At 62.1% G+C, this 18562-nt stretch carries 16 protein-coding genes; 8 read left to right on the top strand and 8 right to left on the bottom strand.

Going from position 1 to position 18562, the window contains the following annotated elements; translation table 11 throughout:
- Positions 1–31: 31 nt before the first annotated feature.
- The 8 genes from AB4O36_RS12270 to AB4O36_RS12235 all read left to right on the top strand — a co-directional run bounded on the left by AB4O36_RS12270 (position 32) and on the right by AB4O36_RS12235 (position 6914).
- On the top strand, positions 32–1354 hold the full coding sequence (locus AB4O36_RS12270) for an MFS transporter (RefSeq protein ID WP_460141891.1): 1323 nt from the start codon (positions 32–34) through the stop codon (positions 1352–1354).
- A gap of 146 nt (positions 1355–1500) precedes the next feature.
- Positions 1501–2493: an AraD1 family protein gene (gene araD1 / locus AB4O36_RS12265; RefSeq protein WP_460141890.1), complete on the top strand. Its 993-nt coding sequence runs from the start codon at positions 1501–1503 to the stop codon at positions 2491–2493.
- 10 nt (positions 2494–2503) lie between these two features.
- Positions 2504–4084: an aldehyde dehydrogenase (NADP(+)) gene (locus AB4O36_RS12260; protein WP_460141889.1), complete on the top strand. Its 1581-nt coding sequence runs from the start codon at positions 2504–2506 to the stop codon at positions 4082–4084.
- 131 nt (positions 4085–4215) lie between these two features.
- Positions 4216–4509, top strand: a complete 294-nt coding sequence (locus tag AB4O36_RS12255) for a DUF5629 family protein (RefSeq protein WP_460141888.1) — start codon at positions 4216–4218, stop codon at positions 4507–4509.
- Positions 4496–5671 carry a lactonase family protein gene (locus AB4O36_RS12250; RefSeq protein WP_460141887.1) on the top strand — a complete coding sequence of 392 codons (1176 nt, stop codon included), beginning with the start codon at positions 4496–4498 and terminating at the stop codon, positions 5669–5671. The genes AB4O36_RS12255 and AB4O36_RS12250 overlap by 14 nt, the downstream gene beginning before the upstream one ends.
- A gap of 154 nt (positions 5672–5825) precedes the next feature.
- Positions 5826–6005, top strand: coding sequence for a hypothetical protein (locus tag AB4O36_RS12245; protein ID WP_460125483.1), 180 nt, complete (start codon positions 5826–5828; stop codon positions 6003–6005).
- A 442-nt stretch (positions 6006–6447) separates the two neighbouring features.
- Entirely contained in the window at positions 6448–6660 is a 213-nt protein-coding gene (locus AB4O36_RS12240; RefSeq protein ID WP_460141886.1) for a hypothetical protein, read from the top strand.
- A complete protein-coding gene (locus tag AB4O36_RS12235; protein ID WP_460141885.1) occupies positions 6657–6914 on the top strand; it encodes a hypothetical protein in 258 nt (85 codons plus the stop codon). Before AB4O36_RS12240 ends, AB4O36_RS12235 begins: the two co-directional genes overlap by 4 nt.
- A gap of 150 nt (positions 6915–7064) precedes the next feature.
- Here AB4O36_RS12235 and AB4O36_RS12230 read toward each other — a convergent pair whose 3' ends face one another.
- The 8 genes from AB4O36_RS12230 to AB4O36_RS12195 all read right to left on the bottom strand — a co-directional run bounded on the left by AB4O36_RS12230 (position 7065) and on the right by AB4O36_RS12195 (position 18558).
- On the bottom strand, positions 7065–7661 hold the full coding sequence (locus AB4O36_RS12230) for a glutathione S-transferase (protein WP_460141884.1): 597 nt from the start codon (positions 7659–7661) through the stop codon (positions 7065–7067).
- Entirely contained in the window at positions 7658–11299 is a 3642-nt protein-coding gene (locus tag AB4O36_RS12225; protein ID WP_460141883.1) for an AAA family ATPase, read from the bottom strand. The genes AB4O36_RS12230 and AB4O36_RS12225 overlap by 4 nt, the downstream gene beginning before the upstream one ends.
- Positions 11296–12540, bottom strand: coding sequence for an exonuclease SbcCD subunit D C-terminal domain-containing protein (locus tag AB4O36_RS12220; RefSeq protein ID WP_460141882.1), 1245 nt, complete (start codon positions 12538–12540; stop codon positions 11296–11298). The genes AB4O36_RS12225 and AB4O36_RS12220 overlap by 4 nt, the downstream gene beginning before the upstream one ends.
- Positions 12541–12680: 140 nt before the next feature.
- On the bottom strand, positions 12681–14321 hold the full coding sequence (locus AB4O36_RS12215) for a BatD family protein (RefSeq protein ID WP_460141881.1): 1641 nt from the start codon (positions 14319–14321) through the stop codon (positions 12681–12683).
- A complete protein-coding gene (locus tag AB4O36_RS12210; RefSeq protein ID WP_460141880.1) occupies positions 14318–16054 on the bottom strand; it encodes a tetratricopeptide repeat protein in 1737 nt (578 codons plus the stop codon). The genes AB4O36_RS12215 and AB4O36_RS12210 overlap by 4 nt, the downstream gene beginning before the upstream one ends.
- A complete protein-coding gene (locus AB4O36_RS12205) occupies positions 16051–17130 on the bottom strand; it encodes a vWA domain-containing protein (protein WP_460125466.1) in 1080 nt (359 codons plus the stop codon). Before AB4O36_RS12205 ends, AB4O36_RS12210 begins: the two co-directional genes overlap by 4 nt.
- Positions 17123–17617: a DUF4381 domain-containing protein gene (locus AB4O36_RS12200; RefSeq protein WP_460125463.1), complete on the bottom strand. Its 495-nt coding sequence runs from the start codon at positions 17615–17617 to the stop codon at positions 17123–17125. The genes AB4O36_RS12205 and AB4O36_RS12200 overlap by 8 nt, the downstream gene beginning before the upstream one ends.
- Entirely contained in the window at positions 17614–18558 is a 945-nt protein-coding gene (locus tag AB4O36_RS12195; protein ID WP_460125460.1) for a DUF58 domain-containing protein, read from the bottom strand. Before AB4O36_RS12195 ends, AB4O36_RS12200 begins: the two co-directional genes overlap by 4 nt.
- Between the last annotated feature and the right edge of the window lie 4 nt (positions 18559–18562).

The raw sequence follows: 18562 nt of genomic DNA, 5'->3' as shown, positions 1-18562 counted from the left end.
TCCATAACAACAACAATCGGAGACCGATCTCATGAGCCAGGAATTGCGGCTTATTCGTCGCATCACACTCAAACTGATTCCCTTCCTGATCCTGCTGTACCTGATCGCCTATGTGGATCGCTCCGCCGTAGGCTTTGCCAAGCTGCACATGGGCGCTGACATCGGGATCGGCGATGCCGCCTACGGTCTGGGTGCCGGGCTGTTCTTTATTGGTTACTTCCTCCTGGAAATCCCCAGCAACCTGATGCTCGAACGCTTTGGTGCGCGGCGCTGGTTTGCGCGGATCATGATTACCTGGGGCGCCATCACCATCGGCATGGCCTTTGTGCAAGGGCCGCACAGCTTCTATGTGATGCGCTTTTTGCTGGGTGCCGCTGAAGCCGGGTTCTTCCCGGGCGTCCTGTACTACATCACCCAGTGGTTCCCGGTGCGTCACCGCGGCAAGATCCTTGGACTGTTCATCCTCTCTCAACCGATTGCCATGTTGATTACCGGGCCCGTGTCCGGCGGCCTGCTGGGCATGGATGGCATCCTGGGCCTGCACGGCTGGCAGTGGTTGTTCATCGTAATCGGTGCCCCGGCGATCCTGCTGACCTGGCCGGTACTGCGCTGGTTGCCGGACGGTCCGCAACAGGTGAAGTGGATGGACCAGGCCGAGAAGGACTGGCTGGCCGGCGAGCTGAAAAAGGACTTGGCGGAGTACGGCCAGACCCGCCATGGCAACCCGTTGCATGCGCTCAAGGACAAACGTGTGTTGCTGCTGGCGTTGTTCTACCTGCCAGTGACCTTGAGCATTTACGGCCTGGGCCTGTGGCTTCCGACACTGATCAAGCAGTTCGGCGGCAGCGACCTGGTGACCGGTTTCGTGTCGTCGGTGCCTTACATCTTCGGGATTATCGGCCTGCTGATCATTCCGCGCAGTTCCGACCGCTTGAACGATCGCTACGGTCACTTGGCGGTGCTCTATGTGCTGGGCGCGCTTGGCCTGTTCCTCAGTGCCTGGCTGACCTTGCCGGTGGTGCAACTGGCGGCGTTGTGCCTGGTGGCGTTCGCGCTGTTTTCCTGCACGGCGGTGTTCTGGACGTTGCCCGGTCGATTCTTTGCCGGTGCCAGTGCGGCAGCGGGGATCGCGTTGATCAACTCGGTGGGCAACCTCGGCGGCTACATCGGCCCGTTCGTGATCGGCGCGCTGAAGGAATACACCGGAAACCTGGCGTCGGGCTTGTACTTCCTGTCCTGCGTGATGGTGTTCGGATTGATCTTGACTGGCGTGGTTTATCGCCAGTTGGAGCGCAAGCATGTGTTGCCGGCTGACCAGTTCGCCGCAAGTGCGCGGGGGGCGAGTCGTATTTAAATGTGCTTCGGCCCCTGTGGGAGCGGGCTTGCCCGCGATGGCGGAGTGTCAGGCGCTGATGAGGCTGGATATGCCGGCCCCATCGCGGGCAAGCCCGCTCCAACAAGGTGTTGTGTGGTTCTGAAGAATTATTGAAGGAGATTTCCATGCGTCTGGTTCAATTCGAATTGTTAAACGGCGAGCGCCGGGTAGGTGTGGTGCAACAAGGTCAGGTTCGCGAAGTGCAGGATGCGCGCACCGTGCGCGATCTGGCCCTGGCGGCGATCGAGGCGGGTGTCAACCTTGAGCAGCAAGTCACGGCGCTGGGCCTGGGCACCAGCCATGATTACGCCGAACTGCTGGCCACGTTGCGCATCCTGCCACCGCTGGACCACCCGGACCCGGCACACATGCTGGTCAGCGGCACCGGCCTGACGCACCTGGGCAGTGCCTCGGCGCGGGACAAAATGCACCAGCAGTCCGCCGACGAAACGGCAATGACCGACACCATGCGCATCTTCAAATGGGGCGTGGAGGGCGGCAAGCCGCCAGCGGGTCAGGCGGGTGTGCAGCCGGAATGGTTCTATAAGGGTGACGGCAGTATCGTCGTGCGCCCGGGTCAGGCGTTCCCGTTGCCACCGTTCGCCGAAGACGCGGGCGAAGAGCCGGAGATCAGCGGCCTGTATGTCATCGGCCACGATGGCAAGCCGTATCGCCTGGGTTACGCCATCGGCAACGAGTTCTCCGATCACGTCATGGAGCGCAAGAATTACCTGTACCTGGCGCACTCCAAATTGCGCAGTTGCAGTTACGGTCCGGAACTTCGAGTGGGTCAATTGCCTCAACATCTGGCAGGCACCAGCCGTATCGTGCGCAACGGCGAAGTGTTGTGGCAGAACGAGTTCCTCAGTGGCGAAGCCAACATGTGCCACAGCCTGGAAAACCTCGAATACCACCATTTCAAGTACAGTCAGTTCCTGCGCCCGGGTGATGTGCACATTCACTTCTTCGGGACGGCGACGTTGTCGTTTGCCGACGGCATTCGTACGCAGCCGGGTGATGTCTTCGAAATCAGTCAGGCCGAGTTTGGCGCGCCGCTGATCAACGGTATTGCACCGGTTACAGCGGTGTTCGAACCCGGCACCATCGGTACTCTTTAAGGAATCCCCAATGAGTCAGACACTGGGTCACAACTACATCGGCGGCCAGCGTAGCGCGGCCGGCACCGTCCAACTGCAAAGCGTCGACGCCACTACTGGCGAGGCATTGCCGGGCTATTTCGTCCAGGCCACGCCCGAAGAAGTGGATGCCGCCGCCAAGGCCGCCGCTGCCGCCTACCCGGCGTATCGCCGCCTCAGCGCCGAACGTCGTGCACAGTTTCTCGATGCGATTGCCGATGAGCTGGACGCCCTGGGCGACGATTTCGTGGCGGTGGTCTGCCGCGAAACCGCGTTGCCTGCCGGCCGTATCCAGGGTGAGCGCGGTCGCACCAGCGGACAGATGCGCTTGTTCGCCAAGGTCCTGCGCCGTGGCGATTTTTATGGCGCGCGAATCGACAAGGCACTGCCGGATCGCCAGCCCCTGCCACGCCCGGATTTGCGCCAGTACCGCATTGGTCTAGGTCCGGTGGCCGTGTTTGGCGCGAGCAACTTCCCCCTGGCTTTTTCCACGGCGGGCGGCGATACCGCATCGGCTCTCGCGGCCGGTTGCCCGGTGGTTTTCAAGGCCCACAGCGGCCATATGGCCACGGCCGAGCGGGTCGCTGATGCCATCATCCGCGCTGCGGAGAAAACCGGCATGCCGGCAGGCGTGTTCAACATGATCTACGGCGGTGGCGTAGGTGAGGCGCTGGTCAAGCATGCGGCGATTCAGGCCGTTGGCTTCACCGGTTCGCTGCGCGGCGGGCGCGCCTTGTGTGACATGGCGGCGGCACGTGCGCAGCCGATCCCGGTATTCGCCGAGATGTCGAGCATCAACCCGGTGATCGTTCTGCCCCAGGCGCTGGCGGCGCGCAGCGAAACGGTCGCCCGCGACCTTACCGCTTCGGTGGTCCAGGGTTGCGGTCAGTTCTGCACCAATCCAGGCCTGGTGATCGGTATCCGCTCGCCACAGTTCAGTGCCTTCGTGGAACAGGTGGCGGGGCTGATCAACGACCAGCCGGCGCAAACCATGCTCAATGCCGGAACCTTGAGCAGCTATGGCAAGGGCCTGCAAAAATTGCTGGCGCATCCGGGCATCACTCATCTGGCCGGCAGCACACAGCAGGGCAATCAGGCGCAGCCGCAATTGTTCAAGGCCGATGTCGGTTTGCTGATCGATGGCGATGAAGTATTGCAGGAAGAAATCTTTGGTCCGACCACGGTGTTTGTCGAAGTGGCGGATCAGGCGCAACTGACGGCTGCGCTGCACGGTCTGCACGGACAGCTGACGGCCACGATCATTGGTGAACCGGCTGATTTTGAACAGTTCGGCGAGCTGACGCCGTTGCTGGAACAAAAGGTCGGCCGCATCCTGCTCAACGGTTACCCGACCGGTGTAGAAGTGTGCGACTCCATGGTCCACGGCGGGCCGTACCCGGCCACTTCCGACGCCCGTGGGACCTCGGTGGGCACCCTGGCCATCGACCGATTCCTGCGTCCGGTGTGCTTCCAGAACTACCCCGACAGCTTGCTGCCGGATGCGCTGAAGAATGCCAACCCGTTGCGCATCCAGCGCCTGGTGGATGGACAGCCGTCGCGTGAGGCGATCTGAGGATCAACTGAAGGAACCCTTTTCCTGTGGGAGCGAGCAAGCTCGCTCCCACAGGGGGGCGTGTGGTGTTTGTGAAAGGGGCTTGGCTCAATAAGCTATCATTGCGTCTTTGAACTCAAAGACTGACTGCCATGACTGCCGTAACCAACACCTTGCTCGCCGCCCTCGAAACCTGCGACATGCTGGAAATCGATGGGCTGCACGCTTTCGATTTTTCACTCGATGAACAAGACAACCTGCACATTGAATGCATGGACGGCCGCGCGCTCAAACGTTGGATATTCAGCATGGCGCAGATCGAAGCCGCGACTTTCGATACCGCCCTGCAAAGCTGGATCATCACCGGTGAGTCTGGCGAACACCGGCTGGTCTGCCTGGACGCCACTGGCGGTGACAACGAGGATGACGAGCATGAGGATGCGTAAGTTCTGGCCGCTGTTGATGGCCGGCAGCGTCGGTGCCATGGGCGTGCAAGCGGCGTTCGCCGAGCAATATCAAGTGCTGGTGGGTACGTACACGGCGGGGCAGAGTGAGGGCATCTATCGCCTGAACTTCGACAGCAACCGTGGCCAGCTCGATGCCAAGCCGCTGCAAGTGATCAAGAGCGAAAACCCTTCGTGGCTGACCCTGTCCAGGGATCAGCGGCAATTGTTCGTGGTCAACGAAAACGGTCCGGGTCAGCAGGATCCAGTCGGTCGTGTCAGCAGCTTCGCCATCGACCCCAAGAGCCATGAGCTGAGCCTGATCAGTCAGGTGCAGAGCCTGGGCAATGAGCCCACCCATTCAAGCCTCAGCGCCGACGCGAGCCACCTGTTCGTCAGCAATTACTCGGTGGCTGAAGACCCGGGCGGCACCCTGGCGGTGTTGCCGGTGGGCGCCGATGGCAAGCTGGGGCCGGTGGTGCAGATGAGCAGTCATCCCTCTAGCCGGGTCAATCCCGAGCGGCAGATGTCGGCGCACGTGCATTCGACCGTGTCTTCCCCGGATGGTCGGTTCGTGTTCTCCAATGATCTGGGCGCAGACAAGGTCTTTGCCTATCGCTTCGATCCCAAGGCCAACAAGGACTTGCCATTGGTAGCGGCTGATCCTGCGTTCGTGCAGTTGCCTGCGGGCAGCGGTCCTCGGCACCTGCTGTTCAGCGCTGACGGCAAACATGCCTGGCTGACCATGGAAATGAGCGCCCAGGTTGCGGTGTTCGACTACAGCAACGGCACACTCAAACAAACACAGATGGTTGACCTCGCCGCTGGGCAACCGGTCTCGGACAAGGCCGCCGCTGCGCTGCATGCCTCGGCTGATGGCAGGTTTCTCTACGTCAGCAACCGTGGCACCGCCAACCAGATGCTGGTGTATTCGATCGACCCGGCGACCGGGCATCTCAATGAACTGCAACGCCGCTCCGTAGAGGGCGATCATCCGCGCGAGTTCACTCTGGACCCCAGTGGCAAATTCCTGCTGATCGCCAATCAAAAGAGCAACCATATTGTCGTGGTCGAGCGGGATGCCAAGAGCGGGCTGCTGGGTAAAACCGTGCAGAAACTGCCGATGGATGCGCCAAGCGACTTGAAATTCCTGGTGCGTCAATAGACCGCAGGCCCCGAATGATGGGGCCTGTAGCTTTCTATCAATCACGATGATATGCGTTAGTGCTACAAAAGATTTCAAACGCATGCACCTCGAACGTTAAGTTTGCTCCACGGCCTTAACCGGCAAGTAAGCCCACTACTTCGAGGAACATCCCATGAACTTCAATCTCTTCTCCATCATCGCCGCTTCCGCTATCTCCGCTACCGTTGCATTGCCAGCCAGCGCCAACGCGGAAATCAGCGATAAAAAAGCCCACACCCAGAGCTACACCCAGAAATACCTGCAACAAAGTGCCAACTTCTACGCCGCACTGGATCACAAAACTCAAGCCTGAAAGCTCAACCCCGACTTTATGCAGGAGCGAAGTCACTTGTGTTGATCGAGTCGAACGTCTCGAACCCCACGAGTGATGTCGCTCCTGCATAACGCGTTCACGACAATGTCATAGTGCTACTGGCGCAATGCTTGATATCACATGGCCATACGTTTAGATTTATCGCCGAAGTCTCCTTGTCCAATAAAAAGGATCGACAATATGGCGATGCGTTTGGCTGTAGTACTTCTGTGCCTCTATTCAACTCCCATCCTTTCCGCTCACACGCCCGTTTCCGGCGAGCCTGAGGCTGCACGAGAGCGCCTGATGAGTTTTATTGAAGGCTGAAATAGACTGGCTCAATGATCAATAAAGCTGATGGTCACTATGGATAACCCTGAGTGGTTATCACGGCTTTTTTGATCGATTCTGTGGACATCGAAACATGTCCACGGAGAACATCATGGCCAGCTCACTGCTTACCTCTGCCAAATACGGCGCCTACCTGGCCATCGGTCTGTACGTGGCGCTGGTGTTGGTCGTCAGCCTCTCGGCGCAATCACAACGCGACATCGACGCACCGATCCAGGTGGCTCATCCCGGTATCCAGTTCGACCATCGCGTGCAGAACGCTGCAGTCGATCATGTTGATGCGGCGGGAGTGGCAGGCATATGAAAGGGGGCAAACTCTGGGTCATCGCCTCGTTGGCGGTCATGACCAACGGCTCGTCCCTGTTGGGTTTCAACCAGAGCTCGGCGGGGGGCGTTGCGCGGTCGATAGAGGCCAATCACAACCTCGCTCACAACATTGAAACGGCGAAAGCCATGGGCCTGTTGGCCGGCAATCCACCGGTGAAACGCCAAGGCGACTTTTTCGGCCCGTTCCAGATCGATTGCTCGGTATTGCAGATGTGCGAGGTGTTTGCCTGAACGACGTCTGTCGTCCACAAATCCGATGAACACTGAGACCCCGTGGGAGCGGGCTTGCTCGCGAATGCGGCGGATCAGTTAAAGTGATGTCGACCGACCTGACGCTATCGCGGGCGAGCCCGCTCCCACAGGTTTTTCAGTGGTCCAGGGTCATTTCTGCATTATTGATGTGAACAAATCCGAATCGATAAACCCCTGCAACCAGCGCTGCAACCTCGGGTAGGACGCCTGCCCGAACCACTCGCGATCCACATGGGCGAACTGGCGCACGAACGGCATCAGCGCCACGTCCGCCAGGCTCGGATGGTCCGCCAACAAATACTCCCGCTGTTCCAGCAACCGTTCGAGCTTGCCCAGGAACACCTCACCCTCGCTGCGATAGAACGCCATCGGATGTTCGGGATAACGCTCCGCGTACTTGTAACGATTCAGGTGCACCTTGAACACCTGATCGTTTTCCTCGACCAATGCCGCGATGGCCGCAGGCCCGGCGGGGTCATTCAACAGTCGCCAATCCTGAGGGTCATGCTGCGCCAATGCCCAGTGCATGATCGCCAGGCTTTCATCGATCACCTGACCATCGGCGTTCAACACCGGCACCGTGCCCTTGCTCGACAACGCCAGCATCTCGGCCGGCTTGGCCTTGAGGCTGACTTCGACGATCTCCAGCGCCACGCCGCTGTAGCGCAAGGCCATGCGGGCTCGCATGGCGTAGGGGCAGCGGCGGAAGGAGTACAGGGTGATCATTTCACCTCCAGGGTGCTCAAACCGTTGCCCTGGCGTTGGACCTGAATCTGTACCGGAATCCGCTCGTGCATTTCCTGCACGTGGGAGATCACCGCGACCTTGCGCCCCTGGGCCTGCAAGCCGTCGAGTGCGTCCATGGCCAGTTGCAGCGATTCCGGGTCGAGGCTGCCGAAGCCTTCGTCGATGAACAGCGATTCGATCTTCAGCGTGCTCGAAGCCATCGACGCCAGACCCAGGGCCAATGCCAGGGATACCAGGAAGGTTTCGCCGCCGGACAGCGAGTGCACCGAACGCAGTTCGTCGCCCATCTCGGTGTCCATTACCAGCAAACCGAGCATGCTGCCGCCGCGCTTGAGGCGGTAGCGCCGCACCAGTTGGCGCAATTGCACGTTGGCGTGATGCACCAGCAGGTCGAGGTTGTAGGCCTGGGCGATCTTGCGGAAGGTGTCGCCAGTGGCGGAGCCGATCAATGCATTGAGGCGTGCCCAGCGCTGATATTCGGCGTACGCCTCGGCGATTTGCCGGGCAAGCGCCTGATTGGCGTTCTGCCGGCGCTGATCTTCGGCCCGTTCGGCGCGCAGTTCGGCACACAGTTGTTCGCTGACAGCACATTGCTGTTGCAGCTCGGCGAGGGCGCTCGCCAATTGCTCGGCATCAAGGTTGCCGTTGTGCTGGGCCTGGTGACTGGCCAGGCGTTTGTCACGCTCGTGCAGCAGCACCCTGGCCTGTTCGATAGCCTTTTCGTTTTGCTGCAAGCGCTGGCGCAGTTCGCTGACCTGTTGCTCGTCCACACCGAGCAACTGCTCAAGGCCACCATCATCCAGTTCCGGATGCAAGGCGCGCCACTCGCCGATCTTCGCCGTGAGCTCGCGATCCTCGGCTTCAAGCGCGGTGAGTCGCTCCTGCTGCGCGTGGAGTTCAGCGGCCAGTTGCACTTGTTGCGTGCGTATCGATTGCAGTTCCTGATTGGCTGAGGTCTCGGCGGCGCGGGCCTGTTCGACCGCCTCATCCAATTGTTGCTGCCACTGCTCGGCGCTTTCGTGGCTGCCAAGCCATTGCGCCAGTTGTTGTTGGCAAGCCTGTTGCTGCTCGGCCAAGGCGCTGAACTGCTGTTGCGCCGCTTCCAACTGCTGGGCGCGGATCTGCTGTCGATCCTGTTCCTTTTCCAGCGTTTGCTGGCGTTGCTGCTGCTCGCCGAGTTCGTCGCGCTGCTGATCGAGTTGTTCCAGGCGTTGCGCGATCTGCCGGTCGAGTTGCATGAAGGTCGCCGCCGGCTCCACGCGCAAGGCTTCCAGCGTGTCGGCGGGCAGCAGGCTGCTGAACGCATGCAGCTCTTCGTCCAGGCGCTGGCGATCGCCGGCCAGCTCACGTTGCTGGTTGAGCAGGTGCTGGGTGGCTTGCTGGCTGGCGGTTTCAGCGTTGCGCAGTTGCTGTTGCAAGCGCGCGGCGTCCTGTTGCAGGGTCAGCAGGGCAGTTTGCCGTTGTTCGTCCTGGCTGATGCTCTGGTTCAACTGGCTGTTTTGCTGGGTCAGCCAGGCATCGCGTTTGTCCGCATCATGATTGATCAACTGCGCCGACAGCGGGTGTGCATCGAGGCTCGGCGCGAGGATTTGTTGCTGGGCCAGCAGGTGTTCCTGCTGCTGTAGCAGTTCCTTCTGCTGGGCGATCACGCCGCCGACTTCGGTGCGCAGGTCAGTCAGTTTTTCCTTGAGCGCATCCACCGCTTGCTGGGCATTGGCCTGTTCGCTTTCGTCATGACGGCCGAGGCTTTGCAGCAGTGCTTCTGGCTGATGGTAGGGGTGATCCGGGCTGCCACAAACCGGGCAGGGTTGATCGTCTTGCAGCTGCGCGCGCAGCTCTTCCACACTCGCGCTGCGAGCCACGCGCTGGCGCTCGAGCAATTGGCGGGTGACGGTCAGGGTTTGTTCGGCGACTGCCAGTTCGTTCCGGGTCTTCACCCCGGCCTCAGTCAAACGGTCGCGCTGGAGTTGAGCCTCGGCCTGGCGTTGTTGCAATTGGGCCAGACGCTGTTCCAAGTCCCGCTGGCTGCTCCACAGGCGTGCCAGTTCCTCGAAGGCGCGTAGCTGCTTGCGGTTATCTTGCAACAGGTTGCCCAGCAACTGGATCTGTTCGGCCACCGCTTCAGGTTCGGCACCGGCCTCTTTGTAGAGCACTTCCAGGTGCTGTTTTTGCGCGCTCCATTCTGCGCTGGCAACGCTGGCATTGTGTTCCAGCGTCGCCAGCTCGGCTTGCCCCTTGTCGAGGCGGTTACCGATCAACATCAATTGCTGCAAGCGATCGCGGTAGGCATTCCAGGCATCACTGAGCGGCGCCAGAGCAACGCTCTGCTCCAGCTCGGCGGCAATCTGTTGCAGGCGCCCGGCCACGCGTTGTTGCTGATCGAGCAAGCCCTGGATCGTCGTTTGCCCTTCAGTGCAGGCCTGTTCGGCTAGCTGCTTGCGGTCCGCGCTTTGGTCGGCATCCTTGATCAGGCGAGCCAGGGTTCCCTGGGCCTCAAAGGCCTGGCGCAGCAGCGGGGTGCTCGCAGCGTGTTCAGCCTGTGCGGCCGCCAGCGTGGTTTTCGCTATGGCCAAACGCTGTTCGAGTTGGGCCTGGCGTGTTTGCAAATCCTCTTGTTGGCGGGTGTGCTGCTGGATCTGCGCGGCCAGTGGCGTCAGCCGGGACCTGAGTTCGCTCTGGCGGGCAAACTGGTGCCGTTGTGGGGCCAGTTGCTCAAGGCGGGTCAGTGTCAGGCGTTCGCCGGCCAGCCGTTGCCCTTCCTGTTCGGCGCTGGTCAGCTGTTCGCTGGCGCTGAGCTGTTCGTCCTGCAACTGTCCCAGCTCCTTGAGCCAGGTATGTTGAAGCTCCAGTTGCTTGAGCTGCGCCTGCCGGGTCTTGAGTTGCTGCTGCGCCTGATCGAAGCGCTCGTCCAGTGCAGCGCGTGCTTCAGGGGCCAGCGGGGTCACACCCGTGGCCTGATCCTGCAACAACTTGTGCGCCTCACGCGCGTCCTTGGTCTTGTCGAAGGCACGCCGGCCCAAGCGCGTGTAGAGCGCGGTGTCGGTGAGTTTTTCCAGCAGTTCGCTGCGTTCGTTATCGTTGGCCTTGAGGAAGGCGCTGAATTCGCTTTGCGCCAACAGCACGGCGCGGGTGAACTGCTCGAAGTTCAGGCCCAGCACGGCTTCGAGCTGAGTCTTGAACTCGACTTTCTGGCTGGCCAGCAATTGATCCAGATCGATATCGCGAAGGCTCTGGCGGCTGGCTTGCAGCTTGCCGGCAGCCTTTTCCCGAGCGCGGTTGGCTTCCCAGCGTGCGCGGTAGCGCCGGCCATCGATGCCGACGAAATCCACCTCGGCATAACCTTCACCGGTGCCGCGACGCAGCAGGGTGCGCGGGTCCCCGGTACTGATCTCGCCGTCCGCATCCGGCGCCTTGGCCGACACCTGGGCATTGCTCAGTCGTGGCACGGCACCAAAGAGCGCCAGGCACAACGCGTCGAGCAAGGTGCTTTTACCGGCACCGGTCGGGCCGGTGATGGCGAACAGGCCAGCACTGGCCAGCGGCTCGGCGGTGAAGTCGATTTCAAACGGCCCGGCCAGCGAAGCCAGGTTTTTCAGGCGGATGGCGAGGATTTTCATGGCTGTTCGCCCTCCATCTGTACGTCTTGCAGCAACTCGGCAAAGTCTTGGAGGGTTTGCTCATCGACCTCGCTGCCGTAGTTGTCGTGCCAGGCGCGGCTGAACAGTTCCTGCGGCGTCAGTTGGTCGAGCTCGATCAGGGCTGCGCCGTCATCGACGCCTTCGCGGCCGCCGTTGCCGGCGTACTCGGCGGCGATACGCACCAGGCGCACGGCTTTGCCTTGCAGAGCGGTTTCCACCTGATTGCGCAGGTCGGGTTGTGGCTCGTCCAGGCGTACGCGCACTTCCAGCCACGGTTGACGCTGGATATCGGCCAGCAGATCGACGTTGGGCAGCTCGGCCAGTTGCAGCAGGATGTCCGCCAGTGGCGCTGGGCCGAGGCGTTGCAGGTTGACGGCGCGGGGAATCAGCTTGGGTTCGACGCTGACCAGGGTTTCGCCGTCGAGCTGAATGTCGAGGATCTGGTGCTGATAGGCGATTTCGGAAAAGGACAACGGGATCGGGGAGCCGCTGTAACGGATGCGCGTTTCGCCGTTGACCTTCTGCGGCTTGTGCAAATGGCCGAGGGCGACGTAGCTGATGCTGGGGCCGAACAGGCTGGCGGGCAGGGCTTCGGCGTTGCCGATGATCAGGCTGCGCTCGGAGTCTTCGGATACCGAACCGCCCGCCATGTGCGCGTGACTGATGGCGATCAGGGCCTGGCCACGCTTGCGCTTGGCGTTGGCCGCTTCGATCAGCCACTCGTGAACCTGGCCGATGCCGCGCAGGTAGTCATCGCCCAAGTGGGCGCCAGTGACTTCGGCCGGGCGCAGGAACGGCAGCGCCAGGCACCAGGCTACCGTCTTGCCCTTGGCGTCTGGCAGCGGCAACAGCAGGCGTTCGGCGTCGAGCTGGCCGTCGTCCAGCCACAACACGCGCCCTAGCGCATGGGTGCGCAAACGGCGCATCAGTGGCGCTGGCAACTCGATGCGGGAGCCGGAATCGTGGTTGCCGGCGATCATCACAATGGTGAGTTTCGGCTGTTGCTCGTGGGCGCTGACGATGAAATCGTACAGGCGCTCCTGGGCTTTGACCGGCGGATTGACCGTGTCGAAGATGTCACCGGCGATCAGCAGAACATCCGGCTGGTCCAGTTTGAGCTGACGCAACAGCCATTCCAGAAAGCAGGCGTGCTCGAAATCGCGATCCTGGCCGTGCAGGTTTTGCCCGAGGTGCCAGTCGGAGGTGTGAAACAGACGCAAGGCGAGCTCCGTAGGAAATAAGGTCGTGGCCGCGGGGAAATTGATGGCGGCGAAAAGGGTGGGAGTTTACGGGGAAAGCGGTGGGCACGGGTAATCGAGGTGATCTTGGGGCCCTATCGCGACGGTGGTTCAGGCGGCCACTATTTCGGATAAAGCGGCGGCAATCCGCTGTCACCCAACGGATCCTGTTTGCGCTCGGCCATCGGTATGGTCCTGATCGCCCGCCACAGTTCCTCACCTTGCCAATGCTGGCCACTTTCGCTGTACAGCGCGCCGTTCAGGCCGTCCAGGGCATCGGACAGCGGGACGAAGCGCGCGGCCATGTCGGCCAGGGTTTCCGGTTGCTGGCGGGCCCAGGCGTCCAGCGCCTGGCGGGTGGCATGGGTGTCGTTGGCCTGACAGGCGCGCTTGAGGTCGTCGAGCACGGTGCGCGGGCTGGGGCCGGCTTGCGCGGCCCGCAGGATCGCCGGTTGCCAGCGGGCGCGCCACCACAGGCCAAAACCGAGGAGGGTGGTGCACGCCAGCGTCAGGGTGCTGAGCTTCCACCACCAGAGTGCTTCGTTATCGGCGGCAGTGATAACCGGCGTCACGCCGGCGGGGGTATCGACCATCAAGCCGGGGTTGTTCGCCACGCTGAGGGTGCGCGCGGGCAGGCTGGTGTGCTCTAGGTGATCTTCGAAGGTGTTCCACCAGACCACGTCCACCGCTGGCAACTCGATGTCGCCACTGCGCACCGGCACCAGGGCTTCGCGGTCCTCGCGGCTGCCGATCAGGCCACGTTCGCTGTTCTGATTGCCCAGCACCGGCTGGTCGGGATAGCGCCGCAAGCCGTTGACGTCAGTGGCCGGTAGCGGTGGCAATTGAGTGCTGGCCAGGCCTTCGGCTTTCAGAGTCAGACTGCGGGTGAGCGAGTCACCGACCTGTGTCTGCTCAGGCTCCGGGTTCCAGCTTTCGCTCAGGCTCAAGCTTCGGGCCGGCAACCAGGGCGCGTCTGCCGGGTAGGTCGCCGGCTTGGCCTTGACCGTCAACGTCAGTTTGCCTGAGCTTACGCGCATCAGCTTGCCGGATTTTGGCACCTGCGCTTCAACTTCCTGGGCGGGCTGAGGGTCCACCAGGGTCGCACTGAAGATCTGTGCCGGCAGGGTCACCTGGCCACTGTGCTGTGGGTAGATCGCATAGCGCAGTTCGATCACGCCGTGACGCACACCCTCGATATCCTTTTCGTAGGTGCGTGATTCCCCCAACTGCTCGATGCGCGCATCGGGGATCTGCAAGGGCGTCAGGCTGCTGTCGTCGTACAGCGAGACGGAATGATAGATGCGCACGGTGAGGATCGCCTGGGCCTGCACGTATACGCTGTCCTGGTCGAGGCTGGCCTCGATGAACACCGGTCCGCGTTTGCCGACGCGGTCCTGGGTTTCGCTTTCGACCACTTGCAGGGTGATCGGCTGGCTCTGCGCGTCGCCCAGTTTCAACGGGGCAATGACCACGCTGCCATTCTGACGGGGCAGCAGGGTAATGATCCAGCGGGTGGTCGCACGGCTATCGCCGTCGATGGTGGTCAACTGGTTGACCTGGCGGGTGCCACGCACCTCGAACAGGGGTTCAAGTGCCGTCAGGTCCGGCTTGCCGAACTGCGTCACATCGTTGGATTCCAGGGTCAATTCGACCGTTTCACCGGAACTCAGGCGGGTACGGTCGACACTGGCGGCCAGCTCCGCGCCCTGGGCTTGTAAGGTCCAGAGCAGCATGGCAGCCAGCAGGGCGGTGAAGCGTGTCATCGGGTTTTTTCCTGATCCTGATGTTGTTGCTGTTCGTACCAGAATTTACGCCTGAGCAGTTCCCCCGGGTCATCCGGGATCTTGCGCAGCCATTGCTCCAGGGCCTGGCGCTGTTCGCCATCGATGGCATCGCTGGCCGGGCGCAAGGGCGGGGTGGTGCTTTGTTCATCGCCCAGTTCGCTGCCGGGCACTTCGTTGCTGCCCGGTCGTGGCGGTGTGGGTTCGGCGTCTTGTGTGTCTGGTGTGGGTGTCTGTGCCTCGGCATTGGCTTGCCCGGTGTCAGCCGGTTGGGTCGCGGCGCCGGGCGGTTGCTCCTGCGGAGCACCGGGTTTTTCGTCCTCGGGTTTTTGCGATTCGACCGGTTTCGGCGCTGTTTTCTGCTTTAGCAGGTTCTCCACCAAAGCCTTGTTGGTCAGTGCCGGGCGCAGATCCGGTTGCAGCTCCAGTGCCTGCTCGTAGGCATCCAGCGCAGCTTCCAGCTCACCACTTTTGGCCAACGCGTTACCACGATTGTAGTGGGCATGGGCGTCGTTGCCTTCGGCGAAACGCTGGGCGGCAGCGCTGTACTCGCCGGCCTCATAGAGTGCCACGCCCTGCCATTGGTGGTTATCGAAATGCTGCGCTGCCTCGGCCGGGCGCTTTTGCTTGAGCAGGTGCAGCCCCTGTTGGTCGGGACGCAGCCACAGGTCTTTGAAGTCGAACGCGTAGCTGGGTTGCGGCAATAAAAACAGCAGTGGCAGGCAGAACAACCAGCCGCGCCGACCGGCACAGGCCGCCAGTAGCAGGAGAGGCAACAACAACCAGTAACCCTGATCGGCCCAGGTGTCGAGACGTAAGGTCTGGCCATCGTTACGCAGGCTGCGTGGCCCGGCGAGCAGACCGAGACCGCGCAGGTCGGCATCCTCGAGGCGGGCATGGCGATAACGACCATCGAGGCTGTTGACGAAGGCTTTCAACCCCGGCTCGTCCAGGTGTGGCACCAGAATTGCGCCTTGTTCATCCTTGAGGAAGCTACCGTCTTCCTGGGTGATCGGCGAGCCCTCGGCGGTGCCGACTCCGAGCATCAGAAATTGCGTGGATTTGCCGTCCAGCGCCTGTTGAATGCCTTCGCGCTCCAGGTCGCTTAGAGAGGAGCCGATCAGCAGGATGCGGCCATCGCCCAACGCTCCCTGTTTGAGTAATGTCAGGGCCTTGGTCACCGCCAGGTCCGCGCGATGACCAGGCTGGGGCATTAACGACGGTTTGAGCGAATCCAGCAAATTGCGGCTGGTGGCGAGGTCGTCCGATAACGGCACCAGCGTGTGTGCACTGCCGGCGTACACGATGATGGCGGTCTGCGCGTCGCTGCGATTTTGCAACAGGTCGAACAGTTTGCGTCGGGCCTGTTCGAGTCGGTTGGGTGGCACGTCGGTGGCGAGCATTTGCGGAGTCAGTTCCAGGATCACCACCAGTGGGTCCGCTGGCTTCTGGCTGTTTTGTTCGACACGCTCCCAGCTCGGCCCGAGCAACGCCACAATGGTCAGCAGCCACGCGATACCGAGTGCGACCCACGGCAATTTGCTTTCGCGGCCGTTGCCGCCACTGAGCAACGCGGCGTGGAAGGCCGGCGGCAGGATCATTTGCCAGCGCCCGGCGCGTTTCTGCCTGTGCCAGAGTTGCCAGAGCAACCAGCCCAGCAACGGCACCAGCAACAACCAGCCGGGGCGGAACCAGTACGGCCACAGATCGCTCATCGGCGCCTCCGCAGACGCAGACGCCTGAGACGATCGCGCCAGTCGGGCAGGGCGCTCTGGGACAACAGATCCTTGGTAAACAGGCGATGCAACGGGTTATGCGGCCAGCGTTCGCGCACCACCAGCAGCATGCTCAGCAACAACGCCATTGCCAGCGGCCAGTGGTACAAGGCCAAAGCCGGGCGGGCCTGGGTCGGTTGTTGAGCCACCGGCTCCAGTTGATCGAGGGTCTCCTTGATCGCCTGCAACTGTTCGCCATCACGAGCGCGGAAATACTGGCCATGGGTGGCCGCGGCAATGGCTTGCAGCGATGGTTCATCGAGGTCCAGGCTTGGGTTGACGCCGAGAAATCCCGGCGTGCCGGACTGCTCAGGGTCGGCGCCGATGCCGATGGTGTAGATTTTCACGCCTTCCCGAGCCGCCAGCCGCGCGGCGGTCAGTGGGCCAATTTCACCGCCGTTGTTGGCACCATCGGTCACCAGGATCAGCACGCGACTTTGTGCCGGACGCATGCGCAGGCGCTTGAGGGCCAGGCCAATGGCGTCGCCGATGGCGGTGTTCTTGCCGGCGATACCAACCCGCGCTTCGTCGAGCCAGGTCCGTACGGTGCGCCGGTCGAAGGTCAGCGGCGCCTGCAAATAGGCACGGCTGCCAAACAGAATCAGGCCGACCCGGTCGCCCTCACGGCTCTCGAGAAAATCTCCGAGCAAATGTTGCACCAGCGCCAGGCGACTGACTTCATCGTCCTGCCATTGCATGTCAGGGAAATCCATGGAACCGGACACGTCCACAGCCACGAGCAAGTCGCGGCCGCTGGCGGCAATCGGCAGCGGTTCGCCCAGCCACTGCGGTCGCGCTGCAGCAATCAGCAGAAACAGCCAAAGCAACATGAAGGGCGCCTGTTGGCGCCAGGCTGGAAGATTGGCCCGTGCGCGACGACGAGCCAGGCCTTCCAGGTCGCCGAGAAAGCTGACCTTGAGCGCCGGCTCGCCGCTGTCAGCCACCGGCAATACGAGGCGCATCAGCCACGGTAGCGGCATCAGGGCGAAGATCCACGGCCAGGCGAACTCAAACATGTTTGCGAATCCAGGTTTCGACGGCCTGGGTGAGGCCGGCGATGGCCTTGTCGTCAAGTTTGCATTCGGGCTTGTAGGCGCCTTCGACCAGCACCATCCAGCGTGTCAGGCCGGCGGCGGGGCAGCGGTTGTCGAGGAAGGCCAGCCATTTGCGACCGTTGAGGGTGTGGCTCTGGCTGTAGGGGTAATGATTGCGGCACAGGCGCTTGAGCAGGCCGTTGAGTTGCTGCAGCCACGCACCGGCGGGGGCGCCATCATAAGGTTTGGGCAGCAGGGCCAGTTCCGCCAGCGCGGCGAGGCGTACCGGGTCCAGGGGTTGTTCGGCACGTACGATCAGGCGCTTGGTGGGCAGCAAGCTGCGTGCTTTCCACAGGCCGAACGCGATCAGTACCAATGCCAGCAATAACAGCCACCAGCCCGGCGCGGGTGGCCAAACGCTGATGGGCGGCGGGGAAATCAGCGGCTGCAACTGTTCCAGACTGCTCATCGACCTTTCCCCGGACTCTGCGGGTTCAGGTACTCGCGCAGTTGTTCGACCATTTCGCTTTGGGTGCTCAACGGCATCAGCAAGACCCGAAGCTTCTGCGCCAGCAGTTCCCAGCGCGCGATCCGTGCTTCGGCCTGGGCGCGGTAGCTCTGGCGCAGGTCGAAATTGAGGGTGTCGATTTCCAGTTGCGCGCCGCGCTCGGCAAAACGCAGCAAGCCGGCAGCGGGCAGGGCGTGGTCCAGCGGGTCGGATACCGGCAACAGCAACAGGTCGCAATGGCGCGACAACAGGCTCAGTTGTTGTTCGGTGCCTTCGGTCAGCGCGCGCTCATCACAGATCACGATCACCAGGCTGCCGGGGCGCAGCACTTCCCGGGCGCGGCGCAGGGCGAGGTTGAGGCTGTCGCGGTTCTGTTCGGTTTCGGTGTGCAGCGATTGATTGACCCGCACCAGCCGGTTAAGCAGTTGCAGCAGGCTTTGTTTGCTCCGCCGGGGTTTGATTTCGTAATGCTCGTTGTCGCCGAACACCAGCCCGCCAACCCGATCGTTATGACCGAGCGCTGCCCAGCCAATCAGACTGGCGGCCTGGGCCGCGAGCACCGATTTGAACATCAGCCCGGAACCGAAGAACAGCCGACGGCTTTGCTCTACGATGATGAAAATCGGGCGCTCGCGTTCTTCGTGGAACAGCTTGGTGTGGGGCTCCTGCGTGCGGGCCGTGACGCGCCAGTCGATGGTGCGCACGTCGTCGCCCGCCTGATAGACCCGCACCTGGTCAAAATCCACGCCGCGACCGCGCAGTTTGGAATGGTGCAGCCCGATCAGCGGGCTGCGCTGGCTCGGCGTGGAGAACAGCTGCACTTCGCGCACGCGGTGACGCATCTCGATCAGTTCGGCGAGACTGATGCGGATGCCCGGCTCGGGCGGCAAAAGGGCGCTCATCGGG

The organism is Pseudomonas sp. S2_E01, from assembly GCF_054668365.1.
Note: the sequence above shows the minus strand (reverse complement) of the source record. Positions and strands in the feature narration are given on the sequence as shown.

Excerpts from the sequence above, each read along its gene's own strand:
- AB4O36_RS12195 (WP_460125460.1), bottom strand. The coding sequence starts at position 18,558 with ATGAGCGCCCTTTTGCCGCCCGAGCCGGGCATCCGCATCAGTCTCGCC.
- AB4O36_RS12240 (WP_460141886.1), top strand. The coding sequence starts at position 6,448 with ATGGCCAGCTCACTGCTTACCTCTGCCAAATACGGCGCCTACCTGGCC.
- AB4O36_RS12215 (WP_460141881.1), bottom strand. The coding sequence starts at position 14,321 with ATGACACGCTTCACCGCCCTGCTGGCTGCCATGCTGCTCTGGACCTTA.
- AB4O36_RS12260 (WP_460141889.1), top strand. The coding sequence starts at position 2,504 with ATGAGTCAGACACTGGGTCACAACTACATCGGCGGCCAGCGTAGCGCG.
- AB4O36_RS12235 (WP_460141885.1), top strand. The coding sequence starts at position 6,657 with ATGAAAGGGGGCAAACTCTGGGTCATCGCCTCGTTGGCGGTCATGACC.
- AB4O36_RS12200 (WP_460125463.1), bottom strand. The coding sequence starts at position 17,617 with ATGAGCAGTCTGGAACAGTTGCAGCCGCTGATTTCCCCGCCGCCCATC.
- araD1 (WP_460141890.1), top strand. The coding sequence starts at position 1,501 with ATGCGTCTGGTTCAATTCGAATTGTTAAACGGCGAGCGCCGGGTAGGT.
- AB4O36_RS12205 (WP_460125466.1), bottom strand. The coding sequence starts at position 17,130 with ATGTTTGAGTTCGCCTGGCCGTGGATCTTCGCCCTGATGCCGCTACCG.
- AB4O36_RS12245 (WP_460125483.1), top strand. The coding sequence starts at position 5,826 with ATGAACTTCAATCTCTTCTCCATCATCGCCGCTTCCGCTATCTCCGCT.
- AB4O36_RS12210 (WP_460141880.1), bottom strand. The coding sequence starts at position 16,054 with ATGAGCGATCTGTGGCCGTACTGGTTCCGCCCCGGCTGGTTGTTGCTG.
- AB4O36_RS12225 (WP_460141883.1), bottom strand. The coding sequence starts at position 11,299 with ATGAAAATCCTCGCCATCCGCCTGAAAAACCTGGCTTCGCTGGCCGGG.
- AB4O36_RS12250 (WP_460141887.1), top strand. The coding sequence starts at position 4,496 with ATGAGGATGCGTAAGTTCTGGCCGCTGTTGATGGCCGGCAGCGTCGGT.
- AB4O36_RS12230 (WP_460141884.1), bottom strand. The coding sequence starts at position 7,661 with ATGATCACCCTGTACTCCTTCCGCCGCTGCCCCTACGCCATGCGAGCC.
- AB4O36_RS12270 (WP_460141891.1), top strand. The coding sequence starts at position 32 with ATGAGCCAGGAATTGCGGCTTATTCGTCGCATCACACTCAAACTGATT.
- AB4O36_RS12255 (WP_460141888.1), top strand. The coding sequence starts at position 4,216 with ATGACTGCCGTAACCAACACCTTGCTCGCCGCCCTCGAAACCTGCGAC.